This window comes from Polaribacter sp. WD7 (assembly GCF_003335085.1).
Lineage (GTDB): Bacteria > Bacteroidota > Bacteroidia > Flavobacteriales > Flavobacteriaceae > Polaribacter.
On the sequence record NZ_QPEJ01000016.1, the window covers coordinates 366031 to 385612 of the forward strand.

At 31.0% G+C, this 19582-nt stretch carries 21 protein-coding genes and 1 tRNA gene; 10 read left to right on the top strand and 12 right to left on the bottom strand.

Going from position 1 to position 19582, the window contains the following annotated elements:
* Positions 1 to 6: 6 nt before the first annotated feature.
* The 4 genes from DUT90_RS05780 to DUT90_RS05795 form a co-directional block, all read right to left on the bottom strand.
* A complete protein-coding gene (locus tag DUT90_RS05780) occupies positions 7 to 504 on the bottom strand; it encodes a CIA30 family protein (protein ID WP_114426334.1) in 498 nt (165 codons plus the stop codon).
* 124 nt (positions 505 to 628) lie between these two features.
* Positions 629 to 701 (bottom strand) — tRNA-Lys (locus tag DUT90_RS05785).
* A gap of 63 nt (positions 702 to 764) precedes the next feature.
* Complete coding sequence (locus DUT90_RS05790; protein ID WP_114426218.1) at positions 765 to 1532, bottom strand: ABC transporter ATP-binding protein; 768 nt, start codon at positions 1530 to 1532, stop codon at positions 765 to 767.
* A gap of 3 nt (positions 1533 to 1535) precedes the next feature.
* Positions 1536 to 2276, bottom strand: a complete 741-nt coding sequence (locus tag DUT90_RS05795; RefSeq protein WP_114426219.1) for an ABC transporter permease — start codon at positions 2274 to 2276, stop codon at positions 1536 to 1538.
* 110 nt (positions 2277 to 2386) lie between these two features.
* Between DUT90_RS05795 and pafA the strand changes: the two genes are divergently transcribed.
* The gene (gene pafA, locus DUT90_RS05800; RefSeq protein ID WP_114426220.1) at positions 2387 to 4024 is read left to right on the top strand and encodes an alkaline phosphatase PafA; all 1638 of its coding nucleotides are present in this window, start codon (positions 2387 to 2389) and stop codon (positions 4022 to 4024) included.
* 4 nt (positions 4025 to 4028) lie between these two features.
* On the opposite strand, the gene ctlX is transcribed toward pafA, so the two are convergent.
* Positions 4029 to 4964 carry a citrulline utilization hydrolase CtlX gene (ctlX, locus tag DUT90_RS05805; RefSeq protein ID WP_114426221.1) on the bottom strand — a complete coding sequence of 312 codons (936 nt, stop codon included), beginning with the start codon at positions 4962 to 4964 and terminating at the stop codon, positions 4029 to 4031.
* A gap of 141 nt (positions 4965 to 5105) precedes the next feature.
* Between ctlX and DUT90_RS05810 the strand changes: the two genes are divergently transcribed.
* The 8 genes from DUT90_RS05810 (at position 5106) to DUT90_RS05840 (ending at position 11459) form a co-directional block, all read left to right on the top strand.
* The gene (locus DUT90_RS05810) at positions 5106 to 5771 is read left to right on the top strand and encodes a M15 family metallopeptidase (protein WP_181858147.1); all 666 of its coding nucleotides are present in this window, start codon (positions 5106 to 5108) and stop codon (positions 5769 to 5771) included.
* A gap of 79 nt (positions 5772 to 5850) precedes the next feature.
* Positions 5851 to 6522, top strand: a complete 672-nt coding sequence (locus DUT90_RS05815; protein ID WP_258848506.1) for a hypothetical protein — start codon at positions 5851 to 5853, stop codon at positions 6520 to 6522.
* 129 nt (positions 6523 to 6651) lie between these two features.
* Positions 6652 to 7641, top strand: a complete 990-nt coding sequence (gene pdhA, locus DUT90_RS05820) for a pyruvate dehydrogenase (acetyl-transferring) E1 component subunit alpha (protein WP_114426223.1) — start codon at positions 6652 to 6654, stop codon at positions 7639 to 7641.
* 3 nt (positions 7642 to 7644) lie between these two features.
* Entirely contained in the window at positions 7645 to 9273 is a 1629-nt protein-coding gene (locus tag DUT90_RS05825; RefSeq protein ID WP_114426224.1) for a pyruvate dehydrogenase complex dihydrolipoamide acetyltransferase, read from the top strand.
* A gap of 336 nt (positions 9274 to 9609) precedes the next feature.
* Positions 9610 to 10029: a GNAT family N-acetyltransferase gene (locus tag DUT90_RS13485; protein WP_258848507.1), complete on the top strand. Its 420-nt coding sequence runs from the start codon at positions 9610 to 9612 to the stop codon at positions 10027 to 10029.
* A gap of 1 nt (position 10030) precedes the next feature.
* Positions 10031 to 10192 carry a hypothetical protein gene (locus tag DUT90_RS13335; RefSeq protein ID WP_181858148.1) on the top strand — a complete coding sequence of 54 codons (162 nt, stop codon included), beginning with the start codon at positions 10031 to 10033 and terminating at the stop codon, positions 10190 to 10192.
* Positions 10189 to 10977 (top strand): SGNH/GDSL hydrolase family protein, encoded by a 789-nt coding sequence (locus DUT90_RS05835; protein ID WP_114426225.1) that lies wholly within the window; start codon positions 10189 to 10191, stop codon positions 10975 to 10977. Before DUT90_RS13335 ends, DUT90_RS05835 begins: the two co-directional genes overlap by 4 nt.
* Positions 10959 to 11459, top strand: a complete 501-nt coding sequence (locus DUT90_RS05840) for a cupin domain-containing protein (protein WP_114426226.1) — start codon at positions 10959 to 10961, stop codon at positions 11457 to 11459. The genes DUT90_RS05835 and DUT90_RS05840 overlap by 19 nt, the downstream gene beginning before the upstream one ends.
* Positions 11460 to 11518: 59 nt before the next feature.
* Here the strand turns inward: DUT90_RS05840 and DUT90_RS05845 are convergent, their stop codons facing one another.
* The 3 genes from DUT90_RS05845 to DUT90_RS05855 are packed head-to-tail and all read right to left on the bottom strand — an operon-like array spanning position 11519 to position 12783.
* Complete coding sequence (locus DUT90_RS05845) at positions 11519 to 11776, bottom strand: DUF6952 family protein (RefSeq protein ID WP_114426227.1); 258 nt, start codon at positions 11774 to 11776, stop codon at positions 11519 to 11521.
* A 41-nt stretch (positions 11777 to 11817) separates the two neighbouring features.
* Positions 11818 to 12126, bottom strand: a complete 309-nt coding sequence (locus DUT90_RS05850; RefSeq protein WP_114426228.1) for a co-chaperone YbbN — start codon at positions 12124 to 12126, stop codon at positions 11818 to 11820.
* A gap of 15 nt (positions 12127 to 12141) precedes the next feature.
* Complete coding sequence (locus DUT90_RS05855) at positions 12142 to 12783, bottom strand: peroxiredoxin (protein ID WP_114426229.1); 642 nt, start codon at positions 12781 to 12783, stop codon at positions 12142 to 12144.
* Between the two features lie 268 nt (positions 12784 to 13051).
* Between DUT90_RS05855 and katG the strand changes: the two genes are divergently transcribed.
* Positions 13052 to 15265, top strand: coding sequence for a catalase/peroxidase HPI (katG, locus tag DUT90_RS05860; RefSeq protein ID WP_114426230.1), 2214 nt, complete (start codon positions 13052 to 13054; stop codon positions 15263 to 15265).
* Positions 15266 to 15321: 56 nt separating this feature from the next.
* On the opposite strand, the gene DUT90_RS05865 is transcribed toward katG, so the two are convergent.
* From DUT90_RS05865 to DUT90_RS05880, 4 genes are read right to left on the bottom strand one after another with little or no spacing between them, the layout of a single operon-like run.
* Complete coding sequence (locus DUT90_RS05865) at positions 15322 to 16485, bottom strand: sigma-54 dependent transcriptional regulator (RefSeq protein WP_114426231.1); 1164 nt, start codon at positions 16483 to 16485, stop codon at positions 15322 to 15324.
* Entirely contained in the window at positions 16486 to 17355 is an 870-nt protein-coding gene (locus DUT90_RS05870) for a DUF6268 family outer membrane beta-barrel protein (RefSeq protein WP_114426232.1), read from the bottom strand.
* A gap of 31 nt (positions 17356 to 17386) precedes the next feature.
* Entirely contained in the window at positions 17387 to 18256 is an 870-nt protein-coding gene (locus DUT90_RS05875) for a mechanosensitive ion channel family protein (protein WP_114426233.1), read from the bottom strand.
* A complete protein-coding gene (locus DUT90_RS05880) occupies positions 18256 to 19581 on the bottom strand; it encodes an ABC transporter permease (protein WP_114426234.1) in 1326 nt (441 codons plus the stop codon). Before DUT90_RS05880 ends, DUT90_RS05875 begins: the two co-directional genes overlap by 1 nt.
* Position 19582 lies beyond the last annotated feature (1 nt).

Here is a 19582-nt window from a genome sequence, read left to right on the forward strand (position 1 = left end):
CTTTTACTACTCTAAATATATTTTATCTATCAAAAGTTGAAAATTTTCAGCTTTTTTATTACCAATTAAAAAAGCAATCTCTTCAATAAAATTCGAAGAAAAATTTGGTATTTCTAAGACTCTTCCTCTAAAGGCTGGATACATTTTCGATAACTCTACGGTTATCGTTTCCCAGTTTCCTTGAGTTTGAAAAGAAAAGATGTAAGAATGAGCGTCTACTCTATCTTTTTTAATACGAAATTGATATGCTTTACCATCACCTTTTATTTTTAAAATAATTTTAGAATATTCACTAATTCTTTTTTTATCAAAACCATATCGCAAAGAAGAAAAACCTCCATTATTCTCTAAAGAAACTTTACCAGAAAACTCACCAAAACCTTCTTTGTTTAATCTAAAATTTCCGCTAGACTTACCTCCCATAACAACATCATCTACTATTCTCCATTTTGAGATGTTAGTGTTTTTGTTAAAATCAAATAAAATATTTTCTTGCATCATCATAAATATAATTTGTAGTATTAAAAGAAATTTGCTCATAGAATATTCAAGATAAGCACAAAAATGTAATCAAAGAAATGAAGACTAAAAAAAAAGACTCTATGCAAATTGCAGAGAGTCTTTAAAGTGACCGGGCTGGGGCTCGAACCCAGGACCCTCTCCTTAAAAGGGAGATGCTCTACCAACTGAGCTACCAGGTCATTTCTTTTTCGTTTTAGCGGGTGCAAATATATAAGTTATTTTAATAAAAACAAATCTATTTTTTATTTTGTTTGATTAAGATGAGCTTGCCTTACTTTCTTTAATAAATCTGAAGAATATACAAAATCTACAACAGCCTCATTTTCAGTTTTAAAAATATCTTCACTAGTACCTTCCCACTCTTTTTTTCCATCTTTTAAAAAAATAATTTTTTCTCCTATTTCCAATACAGAGTTCATATCATGCGTATTAATTACAGTGGTAATTTGATATTCATCTGTAATTTCTTGAATTAAGTTATCTATAACTATTGCGGTTCTAGGATCTAGTCCAGAGTTAGGTTCATCACAAAAAAGGTATTTTGGATTCATTACTATGGCTCTAGCTATAGCAACCCTTTTTTGCATCCCTCCAGACAATTCTGCTGGTAACTTTTTATTAGAATCTTTTAATTTCACACGTTTTAAGACAAAATTTACTCTGTCTAACATTTCTTCTTCAGATTTTTTAGTAAACATTTTTAATGGAAACATAACGTTGTCTTGGACGGTTTGAGAATCAAACAAGGCACTACCTTGAAAAACCATACCAATTTCTTGTCTCCATTGTTGTTTTTCGTCATCCGTAAACTTTGTATTTATTCTCCCATCAAATGCAATAGTTCCTTTTTCAGGTTTATGTAATCCTATCAACGATTTTATAAATACTGTTTTTCCAGAGCCACTTTGTCCTATTATTAAATTTGTTTTACCAGGATGAAATGTTGCATCAATTCCTTTCAACACTTGTACTTTTCCAAAACCTTTATGTAAATTTTTTACTTCTATCATAAACTATGTCAATAGCATTTGAGTTAAAATATAATTAGCAATCACAATTAAGATGGTTGTCCAAACAACAGATTGTGTACTTGCTCTACCAACAGCTATAGAACCCCCTTTAACATAATATCCGTGATACGAAGGAACCGTAGCTATTAAAAAAGCAAAAACCAATGTTTTTATAATGGCATAAGCAAGCAAGAAAGGATCAAAATCCAATTGAATTCCTACTATATAATCTACTCCTGCAAATAGTCCTGAGATATAACCTGCTGTCCATCCTCCAAAAATACCTAAAAACATTCCAAGAGTAATTAGAAAAGGGTAAAAGAAAATGGTGGCAAGTACTTTTGGTAGAACTAAATGATTCAAAGAATTTATACCCATAACCTCTAAAGCATCTATTTGTTCTGTAACTCTCATAGTACCAATACTAGAGGTTATATAAGAACCCACTTTACCTGCTAAAATTATAGAACAAAATGTAGGCGCAAACTCTAAAATTATAGATCGTTTAGCAGCAAAACCAATTAATGAATCTGGTATAAAAGGATTATCTAAATTTAGTGCTGTTTGTAGTGCAATTACCCCCCCTATAAAGAAAGAGATAAACATAATTATTCCTAAAGATTTTAATCCTAAATCTTCTACTTCTTTCATAAAAGCTTGATAAAACAATTTAAAACGCTGAGGCTTCGTAAAAACCCTGCTTAACATTAAAAAATATTTACCAATATGCTCTATATAATTCATAGAATTAAATTTTATGCTAAAGTATTAAAATATCATCAATAGAAAGTTAAATTGATTACTTGAAGATAAAAATAATTACTTTTGATGAATTGTTTTTAAAAAACATTTTTATGAAGTTTAAAATAATACTTAGTCTTTTCTCTATTTTTTGCTTGTTATCTTGTAAACAGGATAATCAACAAAAAGTTAAGCCCAAATTAGTTGTAGGTATTATTATTGACCAAATGCGTTACGATTACTTAACTCGTTTTGAAAACAGATATGAAGATGATGGATTTAAGCGACTGTTAAAAAACGGATTTTCTTTAGAAAATGCTCATTATAATTACATCCCTACATATACGGCTGTTGGGCACTCTTCTGTTTACACAGGAACAACACCTAGTGAACACGGAATTATTAGTAACAATTGGTATGATAAATTTTTAAAAAAAACGATTTATTGTGTTGACGATGAAAATTACAGCACTATAGGAGACAATAGTGACTCTGGTAAAAAATCTCCAAACAGGTTATTTACTACAACTGTAACAGACCAACTACAATTGGCACAAAACAAACACGGAAAAACAATTGGAATTGCAATAAAAGATAGGTCAGCAATTTTACCTGTTGGTCATACTGCAACTGCAGCCTATTGGTATAATGGAGGAAATTTTAACAACTGGATTACTAGTTCTTATTATATGAGCACATTACCTAATTGGGTAACCAACTTTAACGCAAACAATAATGCTGATGAATATTTAAACACAACTTGGAATACCTTATACGATATAAAAACATACACCAACAGCAGACCCGACAACTCTATTTTTGAAGGTACCTTCAAAGGCAATCAAACACCAACTTTTCCAAAAAAACTAAAAGAACTAAGAATTAAAAATGGAAATTTTGATTTAATTAAATCTATTCCTGCTGGTAATACTCTTACAACTGATTTTGCTAAAGCTGCCATAATTGGTGAAAATCTCGGTAAAACAGATGTTACCGATTTCATAGCTATCAGCTACTCATCTACAGATTATATAGGTCATAAGTTTGGACCAGCTTCTGTAGAAATTGAAGATACTTATTTAAGACTTGACAAAGATTTAGCAAATTTTTTTAATTTTTTAGACCAACAAGTTGGAAAAGACAATTACTTAGTTTTCTTAACTGCAGATCATGCTGCTGTTCACGTGCCTGCTTATTTACAATCTTTAAAAATTGCTGCACATTATCTTGACATCAATAAATTTAGAAACTTTATTCTAGAAATTACTAAGAAATATTTTAACTCTACAGAATTGATAGAAAACGTATCTAATTATCAAATTTTCTTAGACAAAGAAAAAATTGAAGCTCTAGGGTTTTCTGTTAATAATGTTGCACAAAAATTAGCAGATGAAGTGCTTAATTTTAATGGAATATACAAAGCTGTTACTGCAAGAACATTACAAACTACTCATTTTTCTTCAGGAATTTTAAACTCTCTTCAAAACGGTTACAATCAAAAACTATCTGGTGATGTTTTAATGATACCTTACCCAGCTACTTTAATAAGGGAAAGAACGGGTACTAGCCATGGGTCTGGGTATTCTTATGACACCCACGTTCCAATAATTTTTTATGGAAACGGAATTAAAAAAGGAAGGTCTTCAAAAAGATATAATATTACTGACATTGCCCCTACAATTGCAAATTTATTACAAATTGAAGCTCCAAATAGCACAAACGGAATTGTAATTAACGAAGCTTTAAAATAGCCTTTTACACGTTTTTAGGTAGAAAAATCTCTGCCATCATACACCTAGCACTTCCACCACCACAAGTTTCTATCGTTTCTAAAGAACTGGATAATATAGTACAATATTGGTTTATTTGTTTTTTTTGAAAAGTGGTTAAACTGAGGTGTGCAGATTCACTCATAACTAAAAAAGACGTTCCTTTATCATTTTCCACTTGAAGCATATTGCCTGCAAATTGCGTTAACTGAGTTTCTGAAATGTCAATTACCTTTTTACCATCTTCTTTAAAATGTTTTAATAAAGATTTACGCTCTTTTTTATCATCTATTGCAGACAAGCAAACAATAACAAATGCATCTGCAACACATATCATAACATTAGTATGATATATCAATTCTCTTTTATTTCCTACGGTTTGGTATGCAGCAAAAATAATAGGTGTATACTCAAAATCTTCACAAAATTCAATAAGCAACTCTTCATTAGCTCTAGGAGACAATGCACAATACGCCTTTTTATGCGTTCTATCTAAAACCATACTTCCTGTACCCTCTAGAAAAAAACCTTCATCTTCTGCAGCTGTATAATCCATGATTTCATTAATAATAAAACCTTTACTCTCTATCTCTTCTAAAACATCTTCTCTTCTCTCTAACCTTCTATTCTCAGCAAACATTGGATATATAGCTACGGTACCATTAGCATGAAAAGAAATCCAATTATTTGGAAAAACTGAGTCTGGAGTGTCTGTAGATTTATCATCAGCAACAACAATTACCTCAATACCATGTTCTTTCAGTTTTTTTACAAAATCATCAAACTCTTGTTGTGCCTTTTCGTTAATTCTTGCGTTTTCTAAAGCAATATCTTCTTGATAAAAATTGTTTACCGCAGTTTGCTCGTTCTTCCTAAAACCTGAAGGGCGAACCATTAAAATTGTGTTAGTCGTTTGTTTCATTTGTAAAATTTAACCACACAAAATTAGTTCTTTTTTTTCTTAGAAAATTCTTAATTATTCCTATCTCAAAACCAATTATTTATAAATTTTATCAGATAAAAATTATGACGATTTGTAAAAGGTTTTTGTATTTTTACAAGAATGAAAAAACTATTAATTCTTCTATTACTCTATTCTTACAGTCTAACAGCTCAAAAATTAGCAAAAGGTTTTGTCTATCTTAATGATGTTGATAAAAGTATTCAATCTGAACTTAGATATTTTAGTAACAATAATTTTATAGGAAAACCTATAGATGGATATCATAAGAATTGTATAATTATTACCCTAAAAGCAGCATTACAACTTAAAGAAATTCAACAACAACTTGTTAAACAGGGGCTGAGTTTAAAAATTTATGATGCCTATAGACCACAAGAAGCTGTGAATCATTTTGTAAAATGGGCTAGAATTTTAGATGATACTTTAATGAAAAAAGAATACTATCCAGATGTGCCAAAATCAAAATTATTCTCTTTAGGTTTTATTGCTTCAAAATCAGGACACACAAGAGGAAGCACTGTAGATTTAACAATAATAGACACTAAAACAGGTAAAGAATTAGACATGGGGAGTCCTTATGATTTTTTTGGGAAAGAATCACATCCTTTTTACAAAAATATCGCTAAAGAGCAACAAAAAAACAGACTTCTTCTTCGAAATATTATGATAAAGAATGGGTTTACCCCATATAATAATGAGTGGTGGCATTTTACTTTAAAAAACGAACCTTTTCCAAAAACATATTTTAATTTTCCTATTGAATAGTAAGTTTTAACAAAACTAAAACGACTTCATTAAAAATCGGCATTATATTTGTTTACTATTGCATGAATAGTTTTTTGATATGAATTTAAAATTAAATTTTTTTTTATCCTGCATTATAGCCCTAATAGCATTTCAGGCCAATGCACAATTAGATAGTAATAATGGTAATCAAGAAAAAGGAAAAATTAAGTCTATTTCTTTAAAAAATTCTAAAGCGGTAAAAAAGCCTACATCTATTACACCAAATAATAATGATGGATTTAAAAGCGCGTACCAAAAAGAGCAAGAAAAATTAAAAAGGCAACAAGCGCAAAACGCACTGAACAATAAAGGAATTTTAACGAAACAAAAAATAAACGAAGAGCGTTTTTTAAAAGCCTTTAAAAAAATAAATGGGCAATTTATTTATCCTAAAATAGATCAAGATTTAGGTAGTATAAGAACAAACTCTAAAAGTGTAAATATTATCTGTAGAGACTTTCAATATCCTGATGGAGACAGAATTACAATATATGTAAATGATGTACCTGTCGTAACAAATATCATACTTCAACAGAGCTATCAAAAATTTTCAATTCCGTTACAGGTTGGCATTAATAAAATTGCTTTTAAAGCATTAAATCAAGGCACTTCTGGTCCAAACACAGCTGCTTTTAAGGTATATAATGACGATGGAATGCTAATTTCATCAAAAGAGTGGAATCTAGCCACTGGTGCAAAAGCTACTTTACTTGTTGCAAAAGACAAATAAACAAGTAATTTTTATTTGTTTAAAATCCCATTCACGTTTTTTTATTCTACTCAAAACAGTTATTTTTGCGTTTCTAAATAGTTAAAATTTTATTTTTAGTTATTTCTAAAACAAACAATAATTATTATAATGAAAAAAATCACCAAACAAACCTACTTAGATTGGTACAAAAACATGCTTTTTTGGCGTAAATTTGAAGACAAACTTGCTTCTGTTTACATTCAACAAAAAGTTAGAGGTTTTTTGCACTTATACAATGGTCAAGAAGCTATTTTAGCTGGAGCATTACATGCAATGGACTTATCAAAAGATAAAATGATTACTGCTTACAGAAATCATGTACAACCAATTGGTATGGGAGAAGATCCTAAACGTGTTATGGCAGAATTGTACGGAAAAGCAACTGGTACTTCTAAAGGTATGGGTGGTTCTATGCACATTTTTTCTAAAGAATTTGGTTTCTACGGTGGGCATGGAATTGTTGGTGGACAAATTCCATTAGGAGCAGGAATTGCTTTTGGAGACAAATATAAAGGTAGTGATGGTGTTACCTTAACCTGTTTTGGAGACGGTGCTGCGAGACAAGGATCTTTACACGAAGCATTTAACCTAGCAATGTTATGGAAATTACCTGTAATTTTTATTTGTGAAAATAACGGTTATGCAATGGGTACTTCTGTAAAAAGAACTGCAAACCATACAGATATTTGGAAATTAGGTTTAGGTTATGAAATGCCATGTGGTCCTGTAGACGCTATGAACCCAATTAAAGTTGCAGAAGCAGTAGATGAGGCTATTCAAAGAGCAAGACGCGGAGACGGACCAACGTTTTTAGAAATGAAAACATATAGATACAGAGGTCATTCAATGTCTGATGCACAACACTACAGAACAAAAGACGAAGTTGAAGAATACAAAAAAATCGATCCAATAACACAAGTAAAAGATATCATACTTGAAAAAGGATATGCAACAGAAGATGAAATTTCTGCAATCGATAAAGAAGTGAAAGGTATGGTTAAAGAATGTGAAAAATTCGCAGATGAATCTCCATATCCAGAAACTCAACAATTATATGATATGGTTTATGAACAAGAAGATTATCCTTTTATAAGTTAAAATATGGCTACAGTTATAAATATGCCACGCTTAAGCGACACTATGGAAGAAGGTGTTGTGGCACAATGGTTAGTAAAAGTTGGAGATAAAGTTGAAGAGGGTGATATTTTAGCAGAAATTGAAACCGATAAGGCTACAATGGAATTTGAATCTTTTCATGAAGGTACTTTATTGCACATTGGTATCCAAGAAGGTGAAACTTCTCCTGTTGACAAATTATTAGCCATTATTGGTGAAGAAGGCGAAGATATTTCTGGATTATTAAATGGAGATAGTACACCTGCTAAAGCAGAAACAGAACAAGAAACCAAAGAAGAAAAATCTACTACTTCTGATGATAAAAAAGTAGATTCTGTTGCCATCCCTGATGGTGTAAACGTTGTTTCTATGCCTCGTTTAAGTGATACCATGACAGATGGTACAGTTGCTACTTGGTTAAAAAATGTTGGAGATAAAGTTGAAGAGGGTGATATTTTAGCAGAAATTGAAACAGATAAAGCAACAATGGAGTTTGAGTGTTTCTATGAAGGAACAATTTTACATATTGGTGTGCAAGAAGGAGAAACAGCTCCTGTAGATAGCTTGTTAACAATTATTGGACCTGAAGGAACAGATGTTTCAGCAATTGTAGCCAATGGTGGGGCTGTTGAAAGTGGTTCATCAGAAAATAAATCTGAAGTAAAAACAGAGCAGAAAGTAGAGGAAAAAGCAATTAAAGAATCGTCTCAAGACTCTTCTAATCCTTCTACAAACAACTCAGGAGGACGCGTATTTGCATCTCCCTTAGCTAAAAAAATTGCAGAAGATAAAGGCTTTAACTTAACTGATATTGCTGGATCTGGAGAAAATGGTAGAATTATAAAAAAGGATGTAGAAAACTACACTCCTGCTGCTAAAGCTAAAGAAACTGTCACCGCTCCTGCTGCACAAAGTTTTGTTGCTGCCGGTGAAGAAAAATCTGAAGAAGTTAAAAATTCGCAAATGCGAAAAGCAATTGCAAAATCTTTAGGAAATTCTAAATTTTCTGCTCCTGACTTTAGCTTAAATATTGAAGTAGATATGGATGCTGCTATAGCTTCTAGAAAAACTATCAATGCTATACCAGATGTAAAAGTATCTTTTAATGATATGGTTGTAAAAGCCTGTGCAATGGCTTTACAAAAGCATCCACAAGTTAATACATCTTGGAACGAAAACACAACTATATACCACAGCCACATTAATGTTGGTGTTGCTGTAGCTGTAGACGAAGGATTGTTAGTACCTGTAATTAAACATACAAACCAATTGAGTTTAACACAAATAGGTGCTTCTGTTAGAGATTTAGCTGGTAAAGCTAGAAACAAAAAAATAGCTCCTGCAGAAATGCAAGGAAGTACATTTACTGTTTCTAACTTAGGAATGTTTGGTATAAATAATTTTACATCTATTATAAACCAACCCAATTCTGCAATATTATCTGTAGGTGCTATTGTACAAAAACCTGTAGTTAAAGACGGACAAATAGTTGTTGGTAATATTATGAACTTAACACTAACATGTGATCACAGAACTGTTGACGGAGCTGTAGGTGCTCAGTTTTTACAAACTCTAAAAACGTTTATAGAAAACCCTGTAACTATGTTAGCTTAAAAGCAACAATATCTATATTAGAGCTCGCTTTTGGCGAGCTTTTTTTTTATAAATTTTATACATAATGTAATGGTAACTTTAGAAGATAAACTTAAAAATCCTGTATTTTATTCTTTACAAGAATCCCATTCTTAACATTGTATCAATTTAAATGGAGTTACATTTTACAACCCTATTATCAATAATTTTGGAGCGTTTATTGATCAAACTAAAACTGAAAAAGCATTAAACAATTATGCCAATTTAACGGATACTTTCTTTTTAGTTTCTGAAAATCAAATACCTACGTATGATGAGAAGAAAATTATTTTAGAAAAGAAAATTGATGGCTGTCAAATGGTTTTAGACAATTTTATTGATTACAAGATTACTGAAGAAATTATACTACTTAACCATAAACATATAGACATGGTCTATGAATTGATTTGGAAAGTAATGCCCGGTTTTTATCAAAAAAAAGGATTTGAAATGGGTAAATTCTTTGGTATATTTAAAGACAATAAATTAGTAGCTATCTCTGGCCAAAGAATGCAGACAAATGATTTTATTGAGGTTAGTTCTGTAGTTACAGATCCAAAACATACAAAAAGAGGATTTGCAAAACAATTAATCTCTCATACCACTAAGGATATTCTAAATAATAAAAAATCACCTATACTCCATACAAATAAAGGCAATCTAGCAATACCCTTGTATGAAAAATTAGGATACAAACTAACAAGAGATATGAATTGGTGGTACTTTAAAAGAAAATAGGATGCCTAAAAAAGGAAAAGAAAAAAATACTGTTAACAAGGCAAAACACACTAAATTGATGAATCAAAAAATCAATAAAGTAAAGCTTGAAAAACAACGTAATAAAGAACGCTTAAAAGCAATTATTAAAAAAGTAAATGAGTTAAAAAATGATACACAATGAATTTAAAATACTTTTTTGGCTCAATTATTTCTTTACCTCTTTTACCGATAATAGCTTTTCAAGGTAAAAAGATAAAAAAAGAAGCACTTAGACTGCCTGAAGCGAAAGAAGCAAAGGGTTTTATCAATTTGAACACTGATAAAACACTAAAATTGATTGCTATTGGAGAAAGCACAATTGCCGGTGTTGGTGTTGATTTTCATAAAAACGGGTTTACTGGTGCTTTAGCCAAAGAAATTTCTAATCAAAAAAACATTTCTGTATTATGGAGGGTTTACGCTAAAAGCGGTTATACTGCAAGATTGGTTCGTCTAAGGTTATTGCCTAAAATAGAGGAATCTAATGCTGATGCAATTGTTATTGGCCTAGGAGCAAATGATGCTTTTAAACTAAACTCACCAAGTCTATGGATGTTTCAAATTAATTCTTTAATAAAACAATTAAAGAAAAAATTTCCTAAAACACCTATATATTTTACAAATATGCCTCCAATAAAAGAATTTCCTGCTTTTACAAAAAGTATAAAATTTGTAGTGGGTAATTTGGTAGAGATTTTTGGTGATCGATTAAATAGAAGAGTTAAAAAGAAAAGCGGTGTATATTACAATAATGATATTATTACATTAGAAACTTGGAAAGCAAAATTTAATCAAAAAGGTGATCTTAATACTTTTTTTAGTGATGGTGTCCATCCTTCTAAGTCTTCTTATCAAGTTTGGGGCAAAGACATGGCTAATTTTATAATACACACTAGAAGTTTTAACAAATGGATGCAAAAGAAATAATACATAACTTTGGGTTACAAGAGCACCCAGAGGGTGGTTACTATAAAGAAGTTTACAGGAGTAAAGAAAAAATTTCATCAAGCCATTTAGGTAACCAATTTGTTGGAGACAGAAACTATTGTACCAGTATTTATTTTTTACTAACATCAGACAAATACTCTGCGTTTCATAAGATAAATCAAGATGAAATTTGGCATTTCTATAGTGGAACCGCTTTAAAACTGCATCTTATAGCTCCTAATGGAAAATATTCATTTGTAATAATTGGTAGCAATTTTAAAAATCATGAAGTTTTTCAATATACCGTTCCTGCCCAATATTATTTTGCCGCAGAAGTTTTACAGCAAAATTCATTTTCTTTTGTTGGCTGCACAGTTTCTCCTGGTTTTGATTTTAGAGATTTTATATTACCATCATATGACGAATTATCTAATCAGTTTCCTCAACATTCTAAAATCATCAAATCTTTAACACATCACTAAATAAAAAAAGCCCCAAGCATTAACATGGGGCTTATAATCAATATTTAACTAAATTGCATTTAAGCATCGATGGAGCCTAAAACTCTTTTCATAAAAGAATTTAATGCCTCTTTCTTAGGTGTTCCTTCTTTAATCATTTTATCAACTTCTACAGCTCCGTATAAATTAGAAATTAATTCACCTATAACATCCAATTCTTCATCTTTTAAAGACGGTACTTCTGTTAGAGCTTCTAATGTTTCTATAGTTTCTAACACATAATCTTGATCGTTCTCTTCGATAAAATTAGTTAAGTGTTTAATTACAGGTAATTTCATAAGTTTTTAAATCTTATTTAATTTAAAGTATAAAATGATTATTAAAGAATTTCAGATACTAACTCTTTCAAAACATCAAACTTATTAGTTTGAGTTTGATTTACAAATTTACCATCAACATAAGTTGCAAAAGTTGGTAGGTTACTAACGTCAGCTAACTTTCTACTTTCAGGAAATTTCTCAGCATCAGCAATTACAAAAACTGCAGCTTCATTTTCTGTTGATAATTTCTTAAATTTCGGTTTCATTATTCTACAGTTTCCGCACCAAGTTGCAGAAAATTGTACAACTACTTTCTTATTGTTGGAAACAATATCTGATAAATTGTCTTGACTTAATTCTTCTACCATAATTCTATTTTATTATTAGTGAGTAGCTAAATAAGCTGCGGTTTCTTTTGCATTTGGAGACATTGCGTCTTTTCCTTCCTCCCAATTTGCAGGACAAACTTCACCTTTCTCTTGTACATGAGTGTAAGCATCTATCAATCTTAAAAATTCATTTACATTTCTACCCACAGGCATATGGTTTACCCCCTCATGAAAAACAGTACCTTCCTCATCAATTAAATAAGTAGCTCTATACGTTACATTATCACCTTCTACCTGTACAGTATCTGTATCTTCATTGTAAGTTTCTTTAGTAATATCTAAGATACCTAAGGTAGATGATAAATTTCTATTACTATCTGCTAAGATTGGATATGTAATACCTTCTATACCTCCATTATCTTTTGGAGTGCTTAACCAAGCAAAATGTACTTCTGGTGTATCACATGATGCTCCTATTACAATTGTATTTCTATTTTCAAATTCTCCTAAAGCAGCTTCAAAAGCATGTAATTCTGTAGGACAAACAAATGTGAAATCTTTTGGATACCAAAATAACAGTACTTTTTTCTTGTTATTTACTGCTTCTTCTAATACATTTAATTTAAATGTATCTCCCATTTCGTTCATTGCGTCTACATTTAAGTCTGGGAATTTTTTACCAACTAGTGTTGCCATTTTTTTTTATTTTTTTGATTTATTTATTTGTTTTAATACTGCAAAACTATTAGCTTTTCAGTCCTTTTAAAACCAAAAAAAACAGAAAAAACTTATTAAAGAATAAGATTTTTCAATATATGATAAACACAAGCAAAAAATAAAAACAAATAACTGATATACAGCAATTTAAAATAAACATAACTAATACTTATTTTAAAATAAAAAATATAGATAAAAATGATATGATAATATATTGTAAATTTGAGGTAATATTAAACAACTACACATGAGTAACAAAGAAAACTACAACATTGAAGACGCTGCAAAATGTCCATTTATGAGTGGCAGTCAAAAGAAAACTGCTGGAGCTGGAACAACTAATAGAGATTGGTATCCAAACCAATTAAAATTAAATATTTTACGTCAGCATGATACAAGGAACAACCCTAATGGAGAGGATTTTAATTATGCTGAAGCCTTTAAGAATATTAATTATGAAGCCTTAAAAGAAGATTTAACTAAATTAATGACAGATTCTGTAGACTGGTGGCCTGCAGATTATGGTCATTACGGCGGATTAATGATTCGTATGGCATGGCATAGCGCAGGTACCTATAGAGTTGGAGATGGTAGAGGTGGTGCTGCAACTGGAAATCAACGATTTGCACCAATAAATAGCTGGCCAGATAACGGAAACTTAGATAAGGCTCGCTTATTATTATGGCCAATAAAACAAAAGTATGGAAATAAGCTTTCTTGGGCAGATTTAATGATTTTGGCAGGAAATGTTGCCTTAGAGTCAATGGGTTTTCCAACTTTTGGATTTGCTGGTGGTAGAGAAGATATTTATCAACCTGAAGAAGATATTTATTGGGGTAGCGAAACAGAATGGGGTGAAAATGCTGCACGTTATGATGGGGTAAAAGATCCTTTAAAAAGAGATTTAGAAGACCCATTAGCTGCTGTTATGATGGGGTGGATTTATGTAAATCCTGAAGGACCTGATGGAAATCCGGACCCCTTAAAATCTGCTCATGATGTTCGTGAAACTTTTGGAAGAATGGCTATGAATGATGAAGAGACTGTAGCTTTAGTTGCTGGCGGACATACATTTGGTAAAGCGCATGGTGCTGCAGACCCTAACAAATATGTAGGTGTTGAGCCTCATGGTGCCAAAATAGAAGAAATGAGTACAGGATGGAAAAATTCTTTTCAAACGGGTGTCTTAGATGATGTTATTACTTCTGGTATTGAAGGTGCTTGGACTCCAAACCCTATTCAATGGGATGCTGATTATTTTGATGTACTATTAAATTATGAATGGGAATTGACAAAAAGTCCTGCCGGTGCTCATCAATGGACTCCAAAAGAATCTTCTAACCCGAAAAGAGCTCCTAGAGCTGGCGGAAACGGTACACAAGCTTTAATGATGACTACTGCAGATATTGCCTTAAAAACTGACCCAGAGTATCTAAAAATTTCTCAAAAATTTTATGAAGACCATAAAGCTTTTGAAGATGCTTTTGCTAGAGCTTGGTTTAAATTAACACATAGAGATATGGGACCTAAAGACAGATATGTTGGCCCAGAAATTCCTGAAGAAGAATTAATTTGGCAAGATCCAGTACCTAAAGTTTCTTACAAATTAAGTGATGCTGATATAGGAAGTTTGAAAAAAGCAGTTTTATCTTCTAATTTATCTGCAACAGAAATCATAAAAACTGCTTGGGCTTCTGCGTCTACTTATAGAGACTCTGATAAAAGAGGGGGTGCAAATGGTGCTAGAATTGCACTAGAACCTCAGCGCAGTTGGAAGGTAAACAATCCTGAAGAATTAAATAAAGTACTAGCAGTTTACAAAAAAATTAAAGCAGAATTTGACGGAGAGATTTCTCTAGCAGATTTAATTGTTTTAGCAGGTGGTGCAGCCATTGAAGAAGCGGCTAAAAAAGCTGGTTATGACATCTCTATCCCTTTTGTACAAGGAAGAGGTGACGCATCACAAGAACAAACAGATATTGAGCAATTTAATTATTTAAAGCCTGTTGGAGATGGTTTTAGAAATTATAAAAATGCTAATGTAGACGCTAAAGACGAAGATTTACTTATAGATAAAGCAAATTTATTAACGTTAACTATTCCAGAAATGACTGTTTTAGTTGGTGGTTTAAGAGTTCTTGGTGCTAACTATGATAATTCTAAGCATGGGGTTTTTACAAATAATGTAGGTGTTTTAACCAATGATTTTTTCACAAACGTTTTAGACATGTCTATAACATGGGAGGCTGTAAATGCTGATGAAAGAGAATTTATTAGTAGAGATAGAAAAACTGGAGCTATGAAATTTTCTGGAACAAGAGCTGATTTAATTTTTGGATCTAATACAGAATTAAGAGCTGTATGTGAAGTATATGGAGCAAACGATGCCAAAGAAAAATTTGTTACCGATTTTGCGAAAGCGTGGGCTAAAGTGATGAATTTAGATCGTTTTGATTTATAATAATTTTAAAAATTTAATTTTAAAAAAAAAGAGTGATTTAACAATCACTCTTTTTTTTATTTACTTGCAAAAAGTTTTATATCATCTACAGAAACAACTTTTTCTCCTAAAATTATCAATCGTTCTACAACGTTTCTTAATTCTCTAATATTACCTGTCCAATCGTATTTTTGGAGTAACTGTATGGCTTCATTAGAAAACTCTTTTTTTGGTGTACCTTGTTCTTCTGATATTTTTTTGGTAAAAAAGTCTACCAATAATGGTATATCTTCTCGTCTATCATTTAATGCAGGTACTTTAATTAAAATTACAGCTAATCTATGATATAGATCTTCTCTAAACCTTCCTTCATTAATCTCTTTTTTTAAATCTTTATTGGTAGCTGCAACCACCCTAACATTTACTTTAATATCTTTATCAGACCCTACCCTAGAAATTCTATTTTCCTGCAAAGCACGCAATACTTTTGCCTGTGCAGACAAACTCATATCTCCTATTTCATCTAAAAAAATGGTACCTCCATTAGCCGCTTCAAATTTACCTGCTCTGTCTTTGTTTGCGCCAGTAAACGATCCTTTTACATGACCAAACAATTCACTTTCAATTAATTCTGACGGTATTGCAGCACAATTTACCTCAATCATAGGCGCTTTAACTCTATCTGACTTTTCATGCAACCAATGTGCAACGAGCTCTTTACCTGTACCATTAGGCCCTGTAATTAAAACTCTAGCATCTGTAGCGGCAACTTTTTCTATGATGTCTTTTATATGAGAGATAGCGTCGCTTTCTCCTATCATTTCATAATTCTTACTAACTTTTTTCTTTAAACGTTTGTTTTCAACTACTAAAACTTTTTTATCTAAAGCATTTCTAACAGTATTTAATAAACGATTTAAATCTGGTGGTTTAGAGATATAATCAAAAGCACCTAAACGCATTGTATTTACTGCAGTATCTAAATCTCCGTGTCCAGAAATCATAACAATTGGAGTTTCTGGTTTAATCTTTTTAGCTTTTTCAAGCACTTCTACTCCATCCATTTTTGGCATTTTTATATCACACAATACCAAATCATAATCATTATTTTTAATCATTTCTATTCCTTGTAAACCATCTTCTGCTTCTTCAACATTATAAGTATCGCTTTCTTCTGAAATGATTTTTTTTAGTACTCTACGAATTGCTGCTTCGTCTTCAATAATTAATATTTTTGACATTTATATTTTGAATTTAATTCCGGTTCTTAAATAAAATGAGTTTAAGTTGTCTAAGGTAAAAATATTATCTCTATTATCATTTCTTAACACATTATTTAACCTTAGAGTATATCCTGTATAAGCATAATAAATAAGATGCTTTGTTAACAAATGTTCATATCCTATACCCGAAGCTACTACAGATAATGATATATTATCTACTCTTTCTCCTAAAACTGATGTAGGCCTTTGCAAGTGTGCAAAATAACCATCTAAAGCTACAAAGGTTTGTAAATTATTCTTTGCATTTAGTTTATATTTTACATTCATCTTTGGTATACCTACAGTATATGAAAGTTTTTCATTAACAGCTTTGTAATAACTAATTAGAGGAAGCGGAAAAGGAATACCAGCTGTTGTATTATATGTTAAACCTAAAATTAAACGATAGGGTTTTATATCTTTTCCTTTTGTTCTATCTTTGATAAAAAATACACCTCCGTTTAAAAATAAATCATTTCCAGTAATTTTACCATTTAATGTTGATGCTAGCCTTGGAGTAAGCTTAAAAGCTGCTCTCCACTTTGTGTTCATTTTAAATGTGTATCCTAAATTAAGGTCTAAAATAGTTAATGTTTCTAGAAAAGATTGATCAAAAGGATAATCATCACGTAGATTTAAAAAAATACGGTTGTATTGGGCACCCACAACAAAGTAACTGTCTTCTTTTACTTTAATAGGATAGTTTAGTAGTGCTCTTATTCTAGTATACTGATCTCCTGAGTTTCTCTTAGGAATAAATGAATATTCTAATCTTGCCAAATCTGTGAGTTGCGCTTTAGCACTTATACTGATGTATAAAAACAACAAGAAAACTATTTTTTTGGGCATTGTATTTTTTTAAATTTAACTCATTCGCCTTTTACTTTCTTGGTTCTTGATAAAAATGCACATCTCTCTGTGGAAAAGGGATGGTTATATTATTTTCTCTAAACAATTGGTCTATTTTAAAACGAATAGCACTTTGCACAAATTGAGTTTCAAAACTATTGTTTAATGAAAAGACAACTTTAAAATTTAAAGAACTGTCTGCAAAATCTGTAAACAACACCTTTGGCTCAGGTATTTTTAAAACTTTTTCTTGACTTTTAGCTGCCTCAATTAAAAGTGATTTTACTTTTTCTACATCACTACCATAAGCTACACCTACGGTAACAGATTCTCTTGTTTCTATTCCATTTTCTGTCCAATTGAATAAAATATTTGTAAGGTACAAATGATTTGGAATTACCAAAACTTTGTTATCAATAGTTACTGCCCTAGTTGTTCGTAATCGAATATCTAAAACCCGTCCTATTTTTCCTTCTAATTCAATGATATCACCAACATGAACAGATTGATCCATTAAGATAAAAACCCCAGAAAAAATATCCTGAAACAATGTTTGCAATGCCAAACCAACACCTATTAAAAGTGCTGCAGATGCCGCAAAAAATGCAGTAACATTAACCCCTGCAGTATGCATTCCTATTAAAAATATGACTACAAAAATAAACCAACGCACATACGTGAAAACTGTTATGAATTTAAGTTTATCGTTTTGTGGCAAATTTCTAGTTAAGAACCTGCGTGCAAATTTCAAAATTATAGCTGTTGCTATTAACGCAAACGCTATAAATAGTAACCCTTTTACTGTTATACTTATTTCTTTACTAAATATAAACGTATAATCTAAAATATTATTTGCCTCTTCAACTATAGTATCTTTTACTTCGTTAATTGTATCTTGCATTATCCTTTATATTTGAGCCACTTATATAAATCTTTATATGTTGGTTTTTTTCCATACATTAAAATACCTACTCTGTAAATTTTAGCAGCTAACCAAACCACAAAAACAAAAGTAATGATTAACAGCATCATAGATATGAGTAATTCATACCAAGAAACTCCAAAAGGAACACGCATAAGCATTACAATAGGGGAAGTTAAAGGAATATAAGAAAATGCAACAGAAATAGGTCCATGAGGATCATTAATTACAGTTGCAAAACCTACATACACTGCTAAAATTAACGGCAACATAATAGGTAACATAAATTGTTGGGTGTCTGTCTCATTATCTACAGCCGCACCTACAGCTGCAAAAAACGAACTATATAACATATAACCACCTAAAAAATAAAAAATGAATAGTAGAAATAGTTTTAATAAAGGCAACCTTAAAATTTCTTGAACAATTAGTTGTCCTTTACCTCCTGAAGTAGCTTGTTTAGCAACTTCTAACTGTTCTGCCGGCACTCTAGATGATTGCATTTCTACTACATCTACACCAAAAATAGAAGACGCTACTGTTACAATTACAAACAAAATAATTCCCCATATAAAAAATTGCAATAAACCTGCAGATGCATTACCTATAATTTTTCCTAACATTAATTGAAACGGTTTTACAGAAGACACTATAACTTCTATAATTCTGCTTGTTTTCTCTTCAATAACGCTTCGCATTACAGAAGTGCCGTAAATCATTACAAACATCATTAACAAATATCCTGCAATTGCCCCTACTCCTATTTTTAATCCATTAATTAATTTAGAAGATTCTTCTCCAGAAAAGTTATACATTTTAATATCTGTTCTAATCTTAGAAGATTCAATTTTATTCAAATCTATCCCAAAATCGGTTAGTTTTTTATTTCTAATTTTTCCTTCAATTTTATTTTCTAAAGAATTCATAATAGACATTCCAGGAGAATCTTTAGAATAAAACTCTACAGATGCAGCCAATAACTCTAAGCTATCTTGTTTTGGAATGTACAACGCACCGTAATAATTTCCTTCCTCTACTTTTTTCTTTGTCTCTTCTATTCCTAGAGTTGTATAATCTGAATAATGAATAGTTTTTGTATTGATAAAATCTTCTTTTGAGAAAAGTCCTGATTGATCTACATATACTATTTTTTTTACTTTTTCATCATTTTTTTGCATCAAAAAATATACTAATGCCCCCATTCCTACCATTATCATAGGACTTAAAAAAGTCATAATAATAAACGATTTATTACGAACCTTTGCAATAAACTCTCTTTGAATAATTAATTGTAATTTGCTCATT